The sequence below is a fragment of the Bacillus sp. 1A genome (genome assembly GCF_052682215.1).
In genome coordinates this window covers 2,968,545-2,988,896 of sequence record NZ_JBQYLZ010000001.1, presented here as the reverse complement: position 1 = coordinate 2,988,896, position 20,352 = coordinate 2,968,545, and the positions used below count along the sequence as shown (strand labels likewise).

Sequence of the window (20,352 nt, the reverse complement as noted above, 5' to 3'; positions counted from 1 at the left end):
AAAATGCTCTTCTCTTTTTTATTTCTCTTCTACATACGCCCATTTGAAACTATATTCCGGACTAATATTATGTTTCACAATTCCCTTTACATTCGGTTTCATAACATATGATTTAGCACTTTGATATAAAGGTACAAGTGCTACATCTTCCTCAAGTAACAATTTCTCTGCCTTCCCTAGCTCTGTCCAACGTTTTTTTGCATCAGCCATCCATTCTGTCTTACCTTTAGTAATAATATCATCATATTTTGAATTTGAGTAGCTCATCTGGTTTTGAGAATTTTTCGTTTCAAACATATCAAGGTACGTCATTGGATCCGCATAATCTGGATTCCAGCCACCATATGAAAAATCATAATCTTGGTCTGATTCTAATTTTAGTTTTTGCTTAAATGGTTGCAGTTTAATATTTACTGTCACGCCTTTTAAATTCTTTTCAACTTGATCTTTTACATACTCCCCAACTTTTTTTGCATTACCAGTATCATAATTTAACAATTCAATTGTTACTTGATCTTTTCCAAGCTCTTTTTTCGCTTCTTCCCAGGCTGCCGCTGCCTTTTTGGAGTCTTGTTTTAAACCATTCTTGAACGTTTCTGCGAAATCTTTACCGTCTGGTCCACTCGCTAAACCTTTTGGTACTAAGTAATCCACTGGTTTTGAACCATCATTTAAAATAACATTCGTTAAAGCTTTCTTATCAATGGATAATGCGATTGCTTCACGTAGCTTTTTGCTCTTTAACGGTGTATCTTGCCCACCACGCTTTTGATTTAGACGCAAGTAAAACGTACTTGTTTCTGAATATGCTCCAAACTCCTCTTTATTATTTCTATACTTATCAACAAATTCTCCTGATAAAATTGCGAAATCAATTGCACCTGTATCATATAAATTCACTCTAGTAGCTGGTTCTTTTACTACACTATAGTTAATTTCATCTAGTTTTACAGTCTTTTTATCCCAATACTGCTCATTCTTCTTCAATTTCCAACCTTGCTCATGCTTCCAATCAGTAAGAACAAAAGGTCCGTTATATACTGTTGTATCAGACTCTAAACCGAATTTATTTCCTTTTTCTTTTACGAATTTTTCATTTAATGGATAGTATGACGCAAATGCCATTAAATTCAAGAAATATGGTACTGGTCTTTCTAGTTCAACTTCAAGCGTATGATCATCTACCGCTTTTACACCTAATGTAGCTACTTCTGCTTTTCCTTGATTAATTGTTTCTGCATTTTTAATATAGTAAGCAATAAATGCATACTCAGCAGCTGTTTTTGGATCTACTAGACGTTGCCATGCAAATACGAAATCTTTCGCTGTTACAGGATCACCGTTCGACCATTTTGCATCTTTCCGTAATTTAAATGTATATTTTTTACCATCCTCGCTTTTTGTGCTAGATTCTGCCACAGCAGGGATTGGCTTATTATCTTTATCAAGGCGATATAAACCTTCCATTGTATTCCCTAAAATTTGTGCCCCAAGTGTATCCGTACTTTTTGAAGTGTCCATCGTAGGGATTTCATTCGTTTCTGTACGATTTAACACTTGCTTCGCCGCATATTTAATATCAGATTTCTTCTCTTCTCCACCATTATTAGATGTCGTTGTCGTTTTCTTCTCCCCACCAGAAGATCCAGAACACGCTGTTAACGCCATACTCATCGCTAAAACTGGCACTACAACCGCCGTAAACTTTTTCATCTTTTTCTTCATTCTTGTACCCTCCCCAATTTATATGTACGAAACTAACTTTGAGAGATTTCAAATTTAAATTATCAGAAAATTATTACTAATTATCATTCTACTAATTTTTCGCGATTTGTAAAGTATTTTTAAAGAACATTCATAATAATTAATTTATTTAAATCAATAACAATCTATTACTACTATACGAATTCTCCCCCATCTACTATATGTAAGTACCACTTTTCTTATTCTTCTCTATTTATTTAAATTTAATTGAATAGTAAAAGAGCGTTAAAAAAATAAATAATATATTTTTTTAACGCTCTTTTTTCCTATTTCCCTTCCGTTACATAAGCCCACTTAAAGCTATATTCTGGACTAATGTTATGTTTCACAATTCCTTTTACATTCGGTTTCATTACATACGCTCTTCCTGTTTGATATAAAGGAACTAACCCTGCATCTTCTTCAAGGAATAATTTTTCTGCTTTCCCTAACGTTTCCCAACGCTTCTTCGCATCACTCATTAATTCATTCCCTGATTTTTGTACCATTTCGTCGTATTTTGCATTTGAATAACTCATTTGGTTATATGGGCTCTTCGATTCAAACATATCAATAAATGTCATTGGATCCGCATAGTCTGGACTCCAACCTGCATAAGAAATTTCATAATCTTGTGCAGTCTCTAATTTTAGTTTTTGTTTGAACGGCTGAATTTTTGTATTAATCGTTACACCTTTTAAATTTTTCTCAATTTGATCTTTTACATAATCAGCAATCTTTTTCGCAGTTCCATCATCATAACTTAGTAATTCAATTGTAACTTGATCTTTTCCAAGTTCTTTTTTCGCTGCTTCCCATGCTGCTGCACCTTTTTTCGGATCATATTTCAGACCATTTTTAAATGTATCTTGGAAATCTTTACCGTCTGGTCCTGTCGCCAGCCCTTTTGGAACCAATTGATCCGTTGCTTTTGAACCATTATTTAAAATAACGTTTGCCAGCCCTTTTTTATCAACCGATAATGCGATTGCTTCACGAAGCTTTTTGCTCTTTAACGGTGTATCTTGTCCGTTACGCTTTTGATTTAAACGTAAGAAGAATGTACTTGCTTCTGAATACTCACCGTACTCATCTTTGTTCGATTTATATTTATCTACAAATTCTCCTGATAGTAATGTAAAATCAATTGATCCTGTATCATATAAGTTTACTTTCGTCGCAACTTCTTTTACTACACTATAGTTAATTTCTTCTAATTTCACAGTCTTCTTATCCCAATACTTATCATTTTTCTTTAGCTGCCATCCTTGTTCATGTTTCCATGAAGACATCACGAACGGCCCGTTATACACAGTTGTATCTGCTTCTAAACCGTACTTATCGCCTTTTTCTTTTACGAATTTTTCATTTAACGGATAGTATGACGGGAATGCTAGTAAATTCAAGAAATATGGTACTGGCTTTTCTAATTCTACTTCTAGTGTATAATCATCTACCGCTTTTGCTCCTAAATCTGTTAGCGGTTTTTCACCCTTATTAATTGCTTCTGCGTTTTTAATATAGTAAGCAATAAATGCGTATTCTGACGCTGTATTTTTATCGAGTAAGCGCTGCCATGCAAATACGAAATCTTTCGCTGTTACAGGATCACCATTCGACCATTTTGCATCTTTCCGTAATTTAAATGTATATTTTTTGCCATCCTCGCTTTTCGTACTAGATTCTGCAGCAGCTGGGATTGGCTTATTATCTTTATCAAGACGATATAATCCTTCCATCGTGTTCCCTAAAATTTGTGACCCTAACGTATCAGTAGATTTAGAAGTATCCATCGTCGGAATTTCTTGATTCTCTGTACGATTTAATACTTGTTTTGCTGCGTATTTAATTTCGGATTTGTTCTCTTCCCCACCACCATTAGACGTCGTAGTTGTTTTCTTCTCCCCACCTGATCCAGAACACGCTGTCAACGCCATACTCATCGCTAAAACTGGCGCTACAACCGCCGTGAACTTTTTCATCTTTTTCTTCATTTTTGTACCCTCCCCAATTATATGTACGAAACTAGATTTGAGTAATTTCCTAATAATTAGTTATCAGAAAATTCTTATTAATTAATATTCTACTATTTTTTCTGGTTTTGTAAAGTTATTTTTAAAATATTCTAAAAATTATTCCTTTCACAATAGAAACCTTATATCCATTATTTTTTACATTTAATCTCATAATAAAAAGCATTCCAAAAGTAAAGAATCTACCTTTGGAATGCTCTATCATTTTATCTTTCTATTGTGGACATTGAGATTCTCACTACAAAATAAGCTAAGAAACTTGTATACATCCACTTAAAGATAGTATTACTGTTTAAAATTATTTTCCATCCTTTTCAGTCATATATGCCCACTTGAAGCTATACTCTGGGCTAATGTTATGGTGAACAATACCTTTTGCATTTGGTTTTTGAACGTATGCATCACCACGTTGGTATAAAGGTACAATTGCTACATCTTTCTCAAGAAGCAATTTCTCAGCTTGTCCTAGCTCTTCCCAACGTTTCTTCGCATCGCCCATTAATTCTCCGCCAGCTTTTTTAATCATTTCATCATACTTCTGATCAGAGAAGCTCATTTGGTTATGAGAATGCTTAGACTCAAACATATCTAAGAATGTCATTGGATCCGCATAATCTGGATTCCAACCGCCATATGAAATATCATAATCTTGCTCTGTTTCTAATTTTAGTTTTTGCTTGAACGGCTGAAGTTTAATATTAACTGTTACACCTTTTAAATTCTTCTCGATTTGATCTTTAACATATTCTCCAACTTTTTTCGCATTACCAGTATCATAGTTTAATAGCTCAATTGTAACTTGATCTTTTCCAAGTTCTTTTTTCGCTGCTTCCCATGCAGCAGCTGCTTTTTTCGCATCTGGTTTAATACCGTTTTTAAATGTTTCTTGGAAATCTTTACCGTCTGGTCCAGTTGCTAATCCTTTCGGCACTAAGAAGTCCGCAGGTTTAGATCCATCATTTAAAATAACATTTGCTAAATTTTTCTTATCAATAGAGTAGGCAATTGCTTCACGTAATTTTTGACTCTTTAATGGTGTATCTTGTCCACCACGTTTTTGGTTCATACGAATAAAGTAAGTACTTACTTGTGAATAAGTCCCAAACTCTTCTTTATTGTTTCTATACTTATCAACGAATTCACCTGATAGAAGTGCAAAATCAATTGCATTTGTATCATATAAATTTACTTTTGTAGCTACTTCTTTTACTACACTATAGTTGATTTCATCTAGTTTTACAGTCTTTTTATCCCAATATTGATCATTTTTCTTTAGTTTCCATCCTTGCTCATGCTTCCAATCAGTAAGAACGAACGGTCCATTATAGACTGTTGTATCAGACTCTAAACCGTATTTATCTCCTTTTTCCTTCACGAACTTCTCATTTAATGGATAGTACGATGGAAATGCTACTAAGTTTAAGAAGTATGGTACTGCTTGTTCTAATTCAACTTCTAAAGTAAGGTCATCTACTGCTTTTACTCCTAGTTCCGTTACAGGTTTTTCACCTTTATTAACCGCTTCTGCATTTTTGACTGGGAATGCAATAAATGCATACTCAGCAGCTGTTTTTGGATCTAATAAACGTTGCCATGCAAATACGAAATCTTTTGCTGTTACTGGATCACCATTTGACCATTTTGCATCTTTACGTAATTTGAATGTATATTTTTTACCATCCTCACTCTTCGTGCTTGATTCTGCCGCAGCTGAGATTGGTTTGTTATCTTTATCTAAACGGTATAAACCTTCCATTGTGTTCCCTAAAATTTGAGAACCTAATGTATCTGTATTTTTAGAAGTATCCATCGTTGGAATTTCATTTGTTTCAGTACGATTTAATACTTGTTTCGCTGCTAATTTTTCTTCTGATTTGCTATCTCCGCCAGAGCTAGAATTTGTGCTTGTTTTCTTATCTCCGCCTGATGTAGAACATGCTGTTAATGCCATACTCATTGCTACAACTGGTGCTACAACTGCTGTTAGTTTTTTCATTTTTTTCTTTTTCACTTTCTGTACCCTCCCTAATTCTTAACGCGCTCATTTAAGAATTTTCCGATAATTCTGTTTTTCTTTATATATTTATCAGAAGATTCTTATTAACTATTATTCTACTAATTTTTTGAGTTTTGTAAAGTGTTATTATTGAAAATTTTTAAAAAATTATTTTTTTACAGTAATATTTATAAAAATTCCACAATCTTTCGAAACACTATACACCATTGAATTCTATGTATTGATTTGACAGTCTTTATATCCCTTCACTATAAAACACTTGTAAATTATTGTTAATAAATAATGTATATCCTAACAAACCTCTTTTCTACAAAAATAAAAAAGTCAGCTTTGCTGACTTTTTTATCCGGCCATTTTCTTTTTTTTCATTTCCTCTATTACTCTCGTATACTTCTCTTCATCAAATTCATTTTCACTTTTTGCAACAACTACAGTCGCAATACCGTTACCAATTAAATTGACGATAGCACGTGCCTCTGACATGAAACGATCTACACCAAGTAATAGTGCTAACCCTTCTAATGGAATAACATTCATTGCTGACAAAGTAGAGGCTAATACAATAAATCCCCCGCCTGTTACTGCCGCTGCTCCTTTAGATGTAACTAATAAAATAGCTATTATAGTTAATTGTTGACCTAGTGAAAGATCGACGTGAAAGACTTGAGCTAAAAATATAGTAGCCATAGATAAGTAAATTGTCGTTCCATCTAAATTAAAAGAGTACCCAGTCGGAATGACTAAACCTACTACCGGCTTCGAACATCCAAAGTCTTCCATCTTTGTCATCATTCGCGGCAATACTGATTCTGATGATGATGTCCCGAGAACAATGAGTAATTCTTCTTTAATGTGAGCTAAATATTTCCACAAACTAAATTTGTACAGTTTACAAATAAAATTTAAAACAATAAAAACAAATAATGCCATTGTTGCATATACACAAATCATTAATTTACCAAGTGGTATGAGCGTGCTTAAACCATATTTACCAATTGTAAACGCCATCCCGCCGAATGCTCCAACCGGCGCTAACTTCATAACAATAGATAAAATATTAAAAAATACTTTTGATAATCTTTCAAAAAAGTCAATAACCGGTTGTCCATTTTTCCCGAGCATTGTTAACCCTGCACCGAATAAAATGGAGAAAAACAGAACTTGTAAAATATCACCTTTTGCAAATGCTTCAAACATGTTAGACGGTACAATATGTAAAAAGAAATCCATCCACTTCATTTCTTGCCCGCTTTGTACATATTGTGAAACATCTCCGCCCTTTAGTTTCGAAGGATCTAATCCATCTCCGGGACGTACAACATTCGCTATGATGATACCAATAATTAAAGCCGCTGTTGTAACAATTTCAAAATATAATAGTGCCTTACCACCAACACGACCTACCTTTTTCATACTTCCCATACTTGCAATACCAAGCACAATCGTTAAAAAGATTATCGGTGCAATAACCATTTTAATCATATTGATGAATGTTTCACCAATTGGCTTCATCTCTTGTCCAACACTAGGCCAAATTGCCCCTACTGCAATACCACAAATAATTGCCACAATAACTTGGAATGTTAAATTCTTTACAATTCTCATTTTTAATACTCCCCTGTTTCGTTCATTTCTCCCATACGATTTCAATAATTGCTAATGATGTATTTTATGTAATAGCCCCCCTGCTATTTAACTTAAACCACATAATTATGTTACACTATTATCAATAATTTGAAAATAGTATATAATATTTGAATTTAAATGCCATACTATTAAACGTAATAAAAAAGCAGACATTATGCCTGCTTTAATTCTCCTCAATCTGCTTTTCACTTAATCCTAGATGTGTTCTAAGCGTATTACTCAAACTCTGTAGATCTTTTTTATTAGGGTTATAATAATATACACGTTGCCCATTTGGACCGTTAGGTAAATATAAATCATCTCCGCCTAATTGAATCTTTTCAACTGAACCATTTAAACCGTATTTATAAAAAGATAAAATATCATCCATTACTAAATTTGTTTTAAAATCGCCGTCAATCGCCTCAACTATTTTTTCTAGCTTCGTAATCGAGCCTACACTTTTTAATTTACTTAACATCGCTTCAATAACAAGTTGTTGGCGCTGACCTCTCATTGCATCACTATCAATATGACGCGTTCTTGCCAGTGCAAGTGCTTCTTCCCCTGTTAATTTTTGTAGTCCTTTTTTCAAATGGATTGCGTCAGGTTCATCTTTACTATTTTGCTCCGTAAATTCAACTGGGACATTTACTTCAATTCCATCTAATCCATCAACAATTTTAGTAAATGAATTAAAATTAAACTTCACAAAATAATCAACAGGCACTTGTAACAACTTTTCTACTGCTTCCACTGAAGCTTGCGGTCCTCCATCTTTACCATTTTTAACGAAACCACTTCCATACGCATGCGTTATTTTATCTTTTTTCTTTTCAACTGGAACATATGTATATGTATCACGTGGTATGCTCGTTAATTTCACTGTCTTATCATCTTTATTAAAAGTAGCTAACAGTAGTGCATCTGTATGAAAAGCACCATTATACTCCTTTTGTCGTTCTTGATTTTCATCAATTCCCATAATTAAAAGTGAAACATTATTTGCAATTGGTTTTACGGTGTTCTCACGTAAATGTGATTTTTCACCACGCGCTAAATTTAAACTAGACTTTTGTACGAGATTAGAAGTTTTCATATACACATAAGCACCGTATCCCACTCCGCCAAATAATAATACTACTAACAATACACTTATTATCATTGTCTTTTTATATTGTCTTTTATTTTTCTTTTCTCTTGAAGAAGAGGTATTCTCCATATCGTTCCCTCCGTTTTCTATTCATCTAATATATTTTTCAATTTTTCATAATTAGTACTATCCTTTTGAAATACATTCTCTTTCAACCCTTTGTTTATTTGTATCCATTCAGTTGTAATCGAATATTGAATCATACCTTCGTGGAAACTAAGGAACTTTAGCATAATCCCCGTATTTTTCTCTACAACCATTTCAAATTTCCCTCTTAAATCTTCAGATGTACTTACAGGCATTTCTATGTTTATTGTCCCTTCTATTTTGTAGCAATCAAGTCCAAGATACTTCGTTTCTTTATAATTCCAATCTTTATATCGGATTAATAGCTCAGCAAATTCTGATTGCATACTATACTTCGCAAATCCCACATATTCGTCATCATATCGTTTCTTTTCACCTGATTTTCTCAATAATCTTTCCGTAGGATTTAATTTTAATAGTTCATAGTTTCTTTCCTTCGGGCTCCATTTTGTCTCTCTATATGTATACTTCTCATCATCAAATTCTTTTTTCTTGCCCTCGTTATATATAATTGTTCGTTTTTTCGTTAGCTTATCTTCTTTCGAAGAGATACCTCTTTGTTGCTCCGTATCAATCGCATATTTGTATGTTGTAGCGATTCTTGACGAACTAGAATATTCCTCAAATTGTCCTGAAATATTTTTAAAATGATCAATGGAATCCAGCATCTTTTCATGAATCTTTTCTTTATCTGGATAGTTTACGTTCGATTTTATTTCTTCTTCATTTTCATAATCAGAAAACGCCTTTTTCTTTACATATTCAAATACCCCACCATTTTGAGCAAAAATTTGATCAGAAAACTCCGACATAGACACAATGGACAGTGTTAGAACCGCAGCACTTATAGCCATCATATAAACTCTGTAACCTTTCTTTTTTACCGGAAGATTATGTAGTGTACGATTAATCTTTTCATTTAACTCTGGTGGTACTATAACATTCTCTTCTTTTATTCTCTTTTTTATTTTCTCATCAAATAATTTTTCGTTATCCACCCTATACACCTCCTATTCCATCTTTAATCGCTTTTGCAATTGTTCCCTCGCGCGTGACAATCTCGATTTCACTGTTCCTTTTGGCACTTCTAAAAGCTTCGCTATACTTTCTTGATTCATATCTTCATAATAAAAAAGCACCGTAACCGCTCTTAACTCTTCATGTAATGATTGAATCGCATTACACAAATCTATATCTTCATACTGATCACAAGCACTCATATTGTAATCATTTTCTTCTATTACCATTATCTTTTTGTATGATCTAATAATGTTGTTACACTCATTTATCAAAATTCGAATTAACCAAGTTTGAAAAAACTCTTCTTTCTTTAATTTTTTTTATATTTTCATAGGCTTTTAAAATTGTTGCCTGTATCGCATCCTCTATATTTGTCTCATCACGTAACAGAGCCTTTGCAATACGATACATCTTCATTTTTTCTGTATGTATAAGCGCCATAAACGCTTCATGATCACCTTTTTTCGCTAAGGAAACATCGGTTTCTTCTTTTACAATCATTTTATATAAAGGGATTACTTTCACAATTGCTCCTCCTGTTTCATCCTCACTTCAAATTTAACTTTACATGTATTAGACGGATGAGCCTAGAAAAAGGTTCATTTTTTTGAATATTTCCATAAAAAAAGGTAAACATTCTTCATGTTTACCTTTTTTATACGTAACTCTGAGGACATATCCATTTGGATCGACAACTTTAAAACAATTATTTTCTCATAAAACAATAATGACTTTTCTACATCATATATATAGCTGCACCCCATTCGTTTCCTCCTCATCAAAAAAAGCCCACTCTATCCGTGGACTTTCTACTTTACAACGGTAAATCCCTCTTTCTAAACACTACAATTGCTACTATGAAAATACAAAGTGCTCCAGTAGTTAAACCTATACTCACTGGCCATATATTATATGTTCCCCCAGCAATTTCTTTCGGACGAAATAGCGTAAATAATGATATATTTCTCATCCACTCTAACTTATCGCTTAATTTACCTACCATGTCCGTTACGAAAAATAAAATTGTTAAACTTGCTGAGTAGCTAAGTGCCTTTCTTTCGTCATTACATATACAAGAAAAGAAAAATGAATACGCACTAACGACTAAAAATATTAGCCCTCCGACTACGTTTATCTTCAGGAATAATTCTTTATTTAAGTTATTATCTTCTAAAAACCATTCTGCACCTACTATACCCGCTACATACGTAACAGCTACAATGATCAGTAGTCCCAATATAAGAATAGCCGCTTGCGTGATTGCAATTTGCACTCTAGATACAGGTGTTGCTAGCAAGTATGCCATCGCTCCTTTATCGACATGACGAGCAATTAAATGCGTTGCAACTGTTACACAAAAAATTGTTAATATGATAATAAACAATAAACTATAATATTCGCCAGCTAAAAAATCCATTACGTTTTGAATCGGACTTTCCATGCCAACAATTTTTTTCACACTATCAGGCATAGCACCTATTAATTCATTTAACCCTTTCGCCGATACCATTGAAGGGAATATCCAAATTATCAACCATAAATATAAAGCTGCACCAGTTGCATAACTCAAAATACTTTTTTGTGTTTCTTTCAAACTAGCTAAAAACAATTGCTTATTCATGCTTTACCCCTTCTTTCTTATCGTAATAATGCATAAATAAATGTTCTAAATCCATTGCTCTCGTTTGAAGCGCCGTTACATTATAGTTTGAAAGTGTTTGTAAAACAGTTTGATAGTTTCCTTGCACAATAATCGATGCTTCTCTACCTTTCACCGCTTCAAATTGCAAATTACATTGTGTAAGAGATTCAATCTCTTCTTGCGATGATACGGTTACATCTATTACCTGTCGTCTCTTGCTTTGTAAATCATGAATATTTTCAACTGTTACAAGGCGACCATCTTTAATTATAGCCACTCTGTCGCAAGTTCTCTCAATCTCAGTAAAAATGTGCGATGACATAAGGATTGTTTTCCCTCTTTGCTTTTCCTCTACTATTAAATCTATAAATACTTGCTGCATAAGTGGATCAAGTCCTGATGTTGGTTCATCTAAAATTAACACTTCCGGATCATGCATAAAAGCAGCAACAATTCCTACTTTTTGCTTCATTCCTTTAGACATTTTTCGAATCGGTGTTTTCACATCAAATTGTAGACGTTCTATTAATTCATCTCGTCTTTTCGTATCCTTTAACCCACGCATTCCTTGCATTAACTTTAAAAAATCTAATCCGTTCATTCCTTCAATAAAAGAAATTTCTCCTGGTAAATAACCAACTTCTCTTTGAATTTTCGCTGCTTCATCCCAGCAATCTAATCCAAAAATTGTCGCTTTACCAGCTGTCGGTTTTATAAATCCCATTAAATTACGAATTGTTGTGGATTTCCCAGCACCATTTGGTCCTAAGTAACCGAATACTTCCCCTTCTTTTACATCAAATGTAATATGAAACAAACCTTTTCCATTTGAAAACTGTTTTGTGACATTTTGAACTGAAATCATAATTCCACCTCATTTTTTGAAATATTTAATATGTGATATTTCAAAATTATTGTACTCCTCATCTTTCATATTCGCAACAACTTTTTGAAATATTTATATGTCCATATTTCAAAAATATTGTTTTCCATTATTTTTTCTTGTATATTTTAATTGAGGTGATTGCATTGAACGGCTTTGAAAGAGTGAAAGAAAAGAAAAAACGCGCTATTAAAGAGGCGGCCTTCTTATTATTTTCAGAACGTGGATTTAATGAAGTGAAAATAGAACATATTGCAAAAGAAGCAAATGTTTCTCAAGTTACCATTTATAATCATTTCGGAAGTAAAGATGCGTTATTTAGAGAGCTTATACAAGACTTTATCATATCTGAATTTCAATATTATAAAGATCTTGCAGAGGAAAAATTACCTTTTCATGAAATGATGCAAAAAATGATTGTAAGAAAAATGAATACTGGTGGGTTATTTCAGCCGGATATGTTACTACAAATGATGCAAAGAGATGAAGAGCTCCGAAAGTTTATTTATAGTTATCAAAACGAAAAAATCCTGCCTTGGTATTTAGAAATACTAGAACAAGCACAGCAAAAAAATGAAATTAACCCTCACCTTACTAAAGAAATGATGTTACTATACATTCAAATGTTCACTAAACTAGGTGATGATTTCGGGGCACAGCTTCTTGAAGGAGATCGTGAAAAACATATACAAGATATCGTTACGATGTTCTTTTATGGACTCTCCGTCCCAGAAAAATAATTTTTTTCTAAAGAACAAATAAAATCACCAAAAGGCCCTTTGGATATTTAGATCTCAAGGGCTTTTTGGTGTTAAAAAAATTATTAATACTAACTTTATCTTAACGAAGTTAAATGCTGCTTTATAGATAATACCTTATTATAAATTAACTCTTTTAGCATAACAGGCTGAATTGAGATAATCGTTTCGCCGAAATTCAGAAAATAACTTGAAATAAAATCAAATTCTTTCTTGTTAAAATAGCCTGTTATAATGTAATTTTCATTTTCTTTTTGTATCCTCATGGAAGGATAATTCTCTTTATCAAAAATGTCTTTTCCTTTTTGATTAACAATGACACGAAAATCAATTGCATCCGGCTTTCTGTGAAAAGTAGTAAGATAGCTTAATAATTCTTCAAGATTTTTTGGATTCGTATTGCTTGTTTCCACAATAGAAAGAATTTTATCACATCTAATTATTTGAACATTATTTGTCTCAAAATTAAAGATTTTAGCATACCACTGGCCAAATTTAGATTCTATTCGAATAAATTGGGCGACCAATACTTTTTCCTCATCTTTTTTTAAATATGTTAAATGATAAACTCGCTCAGCAAAAATCCCCTGTAAAATTTCTTTTAAGAACGGACTAAAATTACTATGATTTGTTACTTCAAAAGAAAGCGTTCGTTCCATGATTGAAATATTTTTACTCACATTATCAGGTAATACATGTTTAAATTTATTTTCAAGCGCAATACTTTCTACATTAAATGGTTTTGTCTTGTATCCATTTAGTGTAAGAATCGAAAAGTATAACGCATACATTTCATCCACACTAAAATAAATTGGCGATAACACACTATTTTCTATAATTTTATAACTTCCATTTCTACCTAGTTCAGAATATATTGGTACACCTATTTCTTCCAATGATTGAATATCTCGCAACGCGGTACTTTTAGAAATATCATATCTAGCCATTAAATCTTTTAAATTAAAATATCTTTTATTATTTAAGAAAATAAGCATATCATTTATTCGTTCCGTTTTTTTCATATTTCCCTCCCAAAAGGTGTCATGTATTGAAACCTTTTTAGTCTATATTATAATTATTAACTAATAAAGGAGTTATATATTTATGACATTAGAAATAGCTATTTTTCTTTCAATGAATGGGCAAGCAAAGGAGGCAATTAATTTTTACACACGTAATTTAGAAGCCAAGAATTTAATGATTGTGACGTATGAAGAACTGGCCAAAAGAGATAGTTCTTTTAAAATTACAAGTGAAAATAAAGATCATATTGCTCACTCTGTTTTACAAATTGGGAATACAAAGCTAATGATAGCAGAAGATACAAGGAAGCCTAATGAGCGTTATAACGTTGGAAATAACATGTCACTTTGCATTCAAAGCGCTAATTTAGAAGAAATACAAAGGTTTTATAATAATTTAATTTCCGATAAGCATGTGAAGATAATCTCTCCGTTAGAAAAAAATATATTTAGTGAAGCATATGGTATTATTGAAGATCCTTACGGCATACAAATCCAGTTAATGTATGACAAACGATTAAACTAAATAATTATCCATATTCACATATTCCTAGTAAAAAAGACACGAAATTCGTGTCTTTTTTACTTTACAGTGATGACTCTACCGGTTTCACTACTTTCAATCGCTAATTGAATAAGTCGAATAACTTCTAAGCCTTCTTGTGCTGTTACAGGTGGTTTCTCACCATTTACAATACTGTCTCTTACACCTTTATAATACATGTCATAACAGCCAACTTCTGTTGGAATACGCTCTAGATTTTCTTCCGTATGTAAAGTAGCAAAATTCTCTTCAGCATCTACTCCATAACCGTTATCGCCTGGCTTCATTCCATTTTTTAATTGTTCTTCCTGTGAATCCATACCGTATTTCACGATAGAACCTTTATCTCCATGCAGTGTAAAGTGTGGACCTGCTTGCTTTACGTAACTGCTACTATGTAAAATGACACGCTTTACTCCATAATGAAGTATAACATGGAAGTAATCATCAATTTCTGCACCTGGTCTTTGTTTGATTACATCTGCACTTATCGCATCTGGTTTCCCAAATAATGATAATGCTTGGTCAATTACATGCGATCCTAAATCATATAGTATACCTGATCCTGGTAAATTCTTTTCTCTCCAGCGATCACGTACATTCGGGCGAAAACGATCGAAATGCGCTTCATATGCGTATAGATTCCCTATTCTGTTTTCTTCTAACAATTTCTTTATCGTTAAGAAATCATTATCAAAACGGCGATTATGATATACGCTTAACACCACATTATGCTGTTTTGCTAATGAAATTAGTTCTTCGCCTTCTTCAATTGAAACAACGAATGGCTTTTCCACAACTACATGCTTACCATGTAAAATCGCTTCTTTTACATATGGAAAATGAGTTGTATTCGGTGAAGTAATGACCACTAAGTCAATATCAGCACGATTTACTAATTCCTCAATTGTGCCAACAACTTCAGCATTTGGTAATGCTTGTTTCACGAGTTCTTCTTTTGATGATAAAATAGCACGAATATCATATTCTTCTATCGTTTGTAATAATGGAATGTGAAATGTTGTACTAGAAAATCCAAATCCTACAATCCCTACACCTATTTTTTTCATGTTGCCCCTCCATTTATCCCGCTTTAACGGACAGTAAGACCCCTACCTCAAAATTCAGCGAAAGTAAAGAAGTTAGTTGCGGAATCAACTGCTCGTAAAAGTCCGATTGATTAAAGTTTCACTTTATGAGAACGATTTCATTCAGTTATTATAACAAGATTATTATTATTTACATAATAATTTGCCTAGAAAAAAGCATCTTGCCATTATTCATAGCAAGATGCTTTTTTATTCCGGTCGTTTTTTTGTCCACGTTTCAATAACTTCACCTGTATCGTTAACATCTAGCACTAAACTACCGTTACTATACCGGTCTTTATTTCGATACGCTTTCGGATCAATTTCTTCTACAATGTGTTTCTCAGTCTTCATATATACTAGTTCATCATCTCGAACAATTTCAATACCGACAATACGGTATGGATTACGTTTTAACTCTTTAAAAATAACAAGGCCTCGCTTTGCTCTCGTTGATTTCTCAATTTCTGATGCTTTTAGACGTTTTACAGCACCTCGCTGCGTTACGAGAATAAGTTGATCTTTGTCACCATTTAACGGTTTACCAGAAGCGACATAATCATCTTCTTTTAAATTAATGGCTTTCACACCAGCGGCCCTTACACCAACTGGACTTACTTCATCTTCATGGAAAATAAGTGCATATGCACCATAGGTTGCAAGAACAATATCACTCGTTCCATCTGTTGCAAATATATCTACAACATAATCATCTTTTTTCAAATTCACAGCGACGAACGCTCTTGAATAACGCTGAACTTTATATTGGTTTAATTCTGTTTTCTTAATCATACCATTTCGTGTAACAAATACGATAAATCGTTTTTCTTCTTCAAAATTCGGTACGACGGTCGCCCAAATAATCATTTCATCCCGCTCGAGTGAAACGAGATTCGCAACGTGTTGACCTAAATCTTTCCAACGAATTTCTGGCATTTCATATACTGGCAGATATATATAGTTTCCTTTATTCGTAAATAAGAGGACTGTCTCTGTCGTATTCGTATCGAATCGCTCCAGTAAGATGTCACCCTCTTTCATACCGAAGTCTTTTCCGTTCGATGCATTATGCGAACGCCAACCTGTTCGTTTCACATATCCTTCTTTCGTTACAGTAACGATGACATCTTCCTGCGGAATCATAACTTCCACATCGATTTTAATTTCCTCAATTTGTTCTTCAATAATAGCACGGCGATCATCACTATATGTTTTCTTTACTCTCTTCAAATCTGTTTTAATAACTTGAAGAAGTCTTTTTTCACTTTGTAAAATTGACTGTAACTCTATAATCTTCTTATTAAGCTCGTCTGCTTCTTGTTCTAGCGCCGTAATATCTGTATTCGTTAAACGATATAGTTGCAGCGAAACAATTGCTTCTGATTGCGCTTCTGTAAATCCAAATTTCGTACTTAAATTATCTTTTGCATTACGTTTATCTTTAGAAGCACGGATTGTTTCAATCACTTCATCTAAAATCGATAATGCTTTCTTTAAACCTTCTACAATATGTTGACGGTTTTCTGCTTTTCTTAATTCATATTGTGAGCGTCTCGTAACAACTTCTTTTTGATGCCCAATATATGCATCCAAAATCTTAGGTAATGTCATAAGTGTCGGACGACGATTATTTATCGCTACCATATTAAAGTTATATGGAATTTGTAAATCTGTATTCTTATATAAATAATTTAAAATACCTTCAGCATTTACTTCTTTTTTTAACTCTACAACGATGCGAAGACCTGTACGATCTGTCTCATCACGTACTTCAGCAATTCCATCTAGTTTTTTATCTAGACGTAATTCATCCATTTTTTTAACAAGGTTCGCTTTATTTACTTCATACGGAATTTCTGTAATAACGATTTGTTGCTTCCCACCACGGATCGTTTCAACTTCAGCTTTTCCGCGAATAATAATTTTACCTTTTCCTGTTTCATACGCTTTTTTGATACCATCAATCCCTTGAATAATACCACCTGTCGGGAAATCTGGTCCTTTCATAACTGTTAATAAATCATCAACAGTACTATTTGGCTTATCAATACGCATCATCGTCGCATCAATTACTTCCCCAAGGTGATGCGGAGGAATTTCTGTTGCATAACCAGCTGAAATTCCTGTCGATCCGTTCACTAGTAAGTTCGGGAACATCGCTGGAAGTACAACAGGTTCTTCACTCGTATCATCGAAGTTTGACACGAATTCTACTGTTTCTTTATCAAGATCACGCAACAACTCAGATGCGATTGGTGATAATCGTGCTTCCGTATAACGCATTGCCGCTGCTGGATCGCCATCCACACTACCATTATTACCATGCATTTCAACTAAAACATTACGTACTTTCCAAGTTTGACTTAAACGTACCATCGCCTCATATACAGAGGAATCACCGTGTGGATGGTAGTTACCGATAACATTACCAACTGTTTTAGCTGATTTACGAAATGCTTTATCATGTACATTTCCTTCTACATACATAGAATATAAAATACGTCTTTGTACCGGTTTTAAACCGTCACGCGCATCTGGAAGCGCGCGATCTTGAATAATATATTTACTATAACGTGCAAAGCGGTCACCTAACACGTCTTCAAGCGGGAGGTCATGAAACTTCTCTGCCTGCATGTTATTCCACCTCCGTCTCCATAATCATTTCATTTTCTAAAATGTTTCCTTCTTCTTGCATACCGAATTGTACATTTCGTTCGATCCATTTACGGCGAGGTTCTACCTTATCACCCATCAATGTCGTAACTCGGCGCTCCGCTCTTGATGCATCGTCAATTTTTACACGAATCAACGTACGTGTTTCAGGATTCATCGTCGTTTCCCATAATTGATCGGCATTCATTTCGCCAAGTCCTTTATAGCGCTGTAGCATGTAGCCTTTACCGACTTTTTTTGTTACACCATCTAATTCTTCATCAGACCATGCATATTCAATCACTTCACTCTTACCTTTTCCTTTACTTACTTTGTATAAAGGAGGAAGTGCAATAAATACTTTGCCAGCTTCGATAAGTGGTTTCATATATCTGTAGAAGAACGTTAGTAACAATACTTGAATGTGCGCACCATCTGTATCAGCATCGGTCATAATTACAATTTTATCGTAGTTAATATCTTCAACAGCGAATTCATTCCCTACACCACCGCCAATAGCGTAAATGATTGTATTAATTTCTTCATTTTTAAAGATATCAGCAAGTTTTGCTTTTTCTGTATTGATTACTTTACCACGTAACGGTAATACCGCTTGGAAACGTCGGTCTCGACCTTGTTTCGCGGAACCACCCGCAGAGTCACCCTCTACTAGGTACAGTTCATTTTTTTGCGGGTTACGTGATTGTGCTGGTGTTAACTTACCACTTAATGTACCTTCTGATTTCTTTTTCTTTTTACCAGTACGCGCTTCTTCTCTCGCTTTACGAGCAGCCTCACGTGCCTGCGCTGCTTTAACTGCCTTTCTCACAAGAAGTGTAGCAACATCCGGGTTTTCTTCTAAAAAGTAAGCTAAATGCTCTGATACAATTGCATCAATTGAAGAACGAGCTTCACTTGTACCAAGTTTCCCTTTCGTTTGCCCTTCAAACTGAAGTACTTCTTCTGGTACACGTACAGACACGATAGCCGCTACACCTTCACGAATATCTGTACCTTCTAAGTTTTTATCTTTTTCTTTTAATAACGATACTTTACGAGCATACTCATTGAACACACGTGTCATTGCTGTCTTAAACCCAGCTTCGTGTGTTCCACCATCTTTTGTACGTACATTATTTACAAACGAAAGAATATTTTCTGAGTAGCCATCGTTAAATTGAAATGCTAGCTCTGCCTCAATTCCATTTTGTTCACCAGTAAAATATACAACCGGATGGATTGAATCTTTTTCTTCATTTAAGTATGAAACGAAAGCTTCGATTCCTGTTTCATAATGAAAGACATCCTCTAAATCATTACGTTCATCTTTTATCGAGATTTTCATTCCTTTTAATAAGAATGCCGATTCACGTAATCTCTCACATAATGTTTCATAATTGTAATTTGTTGTACTGAAAATCGTTGTATCTGGTTTAAAATGTATTGTCGTACCAGACTCTTTCGTCTTCCCGATTTTCTCCAGTGTCGTTGCAGGAATACCACCATTTTCAAAGCGTTGTTCATAAATATTTCCGTCACGTTTAATCGTTACTACTAACCATTCTGACAAGGCATTTACAACTGATGCCCCAACACCGTGTAAACCACCACTTGTTTTATAGCCACCTTGACCAAACTTACCACCGGCATGAAGTACAGTTAAAATCACTTCAGGTGTAGGTTTCCCAAGTTTATGCATTCCCGTAGGCATTCCTCGCCCTTTATCAATAACACTAATACTATTATCTTTATGTATTACGACAGAAATTTCGTCGCCAAATCCCGCTAACGCTTCATCAACGGAGTTATCTACTATTTCATATACTAAATGATGCAATCCACGGCTATCCGTACTCCCGATATACATACCCGGGCGTTTTCGAACGGCTTCAAGTCCTTCTAGCACTTGAATTGCATCTTCATTGTATTGGAACTGATGCTTCGCCAAACTCCTTGCCCCTTTCCTAATCAAATCAGAACATATGTTTCTATTATAGAATAACGCCTCGACTATAGTTTTGGCAAGTTATCTTATCTCTTTTATATACCATTTTCAATAGAAAAATCCTTGTTTTTTCACAAGG

General features: G+C 33.9%; 14 protein-coding genes and 1 pseudogene. 2 read left to right on the top strand and 13 right to left on the bottom strand.

Annotated elements, in window-relative coordinates; translation table 11 throughout:
• Window positions 1–18 precede the first annotated feature (18 nt).
• From ACUN0F_RS15175 to ACUN0F_RS15135, 9 genes and pseudogenes are all read right to left on the bottom strand, one after another.
• Window positions 19–1,725: an ABC transporter substrate-binding protein gene (locus tag ACUN0F_RS15175; RefSeq protein WP_445539621.1), complete on the bottom strand. Its 1,707-nt coding sequence runs from the start codon at window positions 1,723–1,725 to the stop codon at window positions 19–21.
• 305 nt (window positions 1,726–2,030) lie between these two features.
• Complete coding sequence (locus ACUN0F_RS15170; protein WP_088064175.1) at window positions 2,031–3,737, bottom strand: peptide ABC transporter substrate-binding protein; 1,707 nt, start codon at window positions 3,735–3,737, stop codon at window positions 2,031–2,033.
• Window positions 3,738–4,074: 337 nt separating this feature from the next.
• On the bottom strand, window positions 4,075–5,787 hold the full coding sequence (locus ACUN0F_RS15165) for a peptide ABC transporter substrate-binding protein (RefSeq protein ID WP_445539620.1): 1,713 nt from the start codon (window positions 5,785–5,787) through the stop codon (window positions 4,075–4,077).
• Between the two features lie 348 nt (window positions 5,788–6,135).
• The gene (locus ACUN0F_RS15160; RefSeq protein WP_088608903.1) at window positions 6,136–7,398 is read right to left on the bottom strand and encodes a dicarboxylate/amino acid:cation symporter; all 1,263 of its coding nucleotides are present in this window, start codon (window positions 7,396–7,398) and stop codon (window positions 6,136–6,138) included.
• A 205-nt stretch (window positions 7,399–7,603) separates the two neighbouring features.
• Complete coding sequence (locus ACUN0F_RS15155; protein WP_445539619.1) at window positions 7,604–8,641, bottom strand: LCP family protein; 1,038 nt, start codon at window positions 8,639–8,641, stop codon at window positions 7,604–7,606.
• Window positions 8,642–8,658: 17 nt separating this feature from the next.
• A complete protein-coding gene (locus ACUN0F_RS15150; RefSeq protein ID WP_088064178.1) occupies window positions 8,659–9,657 on the bottom strand; it encodes an anti-sigma factor in 999 nt (332 codons plus the stop codon).
• 12 nt (window positions 9,658–9,669) lie between these two features.
• Window positions 9,670–10,204: pseudogene (locus tag ACUN0F_RS15145) on the bottom strand (sigma-70 family RNA polymerase sigma factor).
• Window positions 10,205–10,493: 289 nt separating this feature from the next.
• Window positions 10,494–11,300 (bottom strand): ABC transporter permease, encoded by an 807-nt coding sequence (locus ACUN0F_RS15140; RefSeq protein ID WP_264461977.1) that lies wholly within the window; start codon window positions 11,298–11,300, stop codon window positions 10,494–10,496.
• Complete coding sequence (locus tag ACUN0F_RS15135) at window positions 11,293–12,186, bottom strand: ABC transporter ATP-binding protein (protein ID WP_097994587.1); 894 nt, start codon at window positions 12,184–12,186, stop codon at window positions 11,293–11,295. Before ACUN0F_RS15135 ends, ACUN0F_RS15140 begins: the two co-directional genes overlap by 8 nt.
• Window positions 12,187–12,341: 155 nt before the next feature.
• Here ACUN0F_RS15135 and ACUN0F_RS15130 point away from each other — a divergent pair, with 155 nt between their 5' ends.
• Window positions 12,342–12,944 carry a TetR/AcrR family transcriptional regulator gene (locus tag ACUN0F_RS15130; RefSeq protein ID WP_002008301.1) on the top strand — a complete coding sequence of 201 codons (603 nt, stop codon included), beginning with the start codon at window positions 12,342–12,344 and terminating at the stop codon, window positions 12,942–12,944.
• A 95-nt stretch (window positions 12,945–13,039) separates the two neighbouring features.
• Here ACUN0F_RS15130 and ACUN0F_RS15125 read toward each other — a convergent pair whose 3' ends face one another.
• A complete protein-coding gene (locus tag ACUN0F_RS15125; RefSeq protein WP_264461975.1) occupies window positions 13,040–13,984 on the bottom strand; it encodes a helix-turn-helix transcriptional regulator in 945 nt (314 codons plus the stop codon).
• An 82-nt stretch (window positions 13,985–14,066) separates the two neighbouring features.
• On the opposite strand from ACUN0F_RS15125, the gene ACUN0F_RS15120 reads away from it, so the two are divergent.
• A complete protein-coding gene (locus ACUN0F_RS15120; RefSeq protein WP_445539618.1) occupies window positions 14,067–14,510 on the top strand; it encodes a VOC family protein in 444 nt (147 codons plus the stop codon).
• A gap of 56 nt (window positions 14,511–14,566) precedes the next feature.
• Here the strand turns inward: ACUN0F_RS15120 and ACUN0F_RS15115 are convergent, their stop codons facing one another.
• From ACUN0F_RS15115 to parE, 3 genes are all read right to left on the bottom strand, one after another.
• Window positions 14,567–15,598, bottom strand: a complete 1,032-nt coding sequence (locus ACUN0F_RS15115; protein ID WP_264461973.1) for an oxidoreductase — start codon at window positions 15,596–15,598, stop codon at window positions 14,567–14,569.
• Window positions 15,599–15,826: 228 nt separating this feature from the next.
• Window positions 15,827–18,250 (bottom strand): DNA topoisomerase IV subunit A, encoded by a 2,424-nt coding sequence (parC, locus tag ACUN0F_RS15110; protein WP_001147486.1) that lies wholly within the window; start codon window positions 18,248–18,250, stop codon window positions 15,827–15,829.
• A gap of 1 nt (window position 18,251) precedes the next feature.
• On the bottom strand, window positions 18,252–20,216 hold the full coding sequence (gene parE / locus ACUN0F_RS15105) for a DNA topoisomerase IV subunit B (protein WP_001062189.1): 1,965 nt from the start codon (window positions 20,214–20,216) through the stop codon (window positions 18,252–18,254).
• Window positions 20,217–20,352 lie beyond the last annotated feature (136 nt).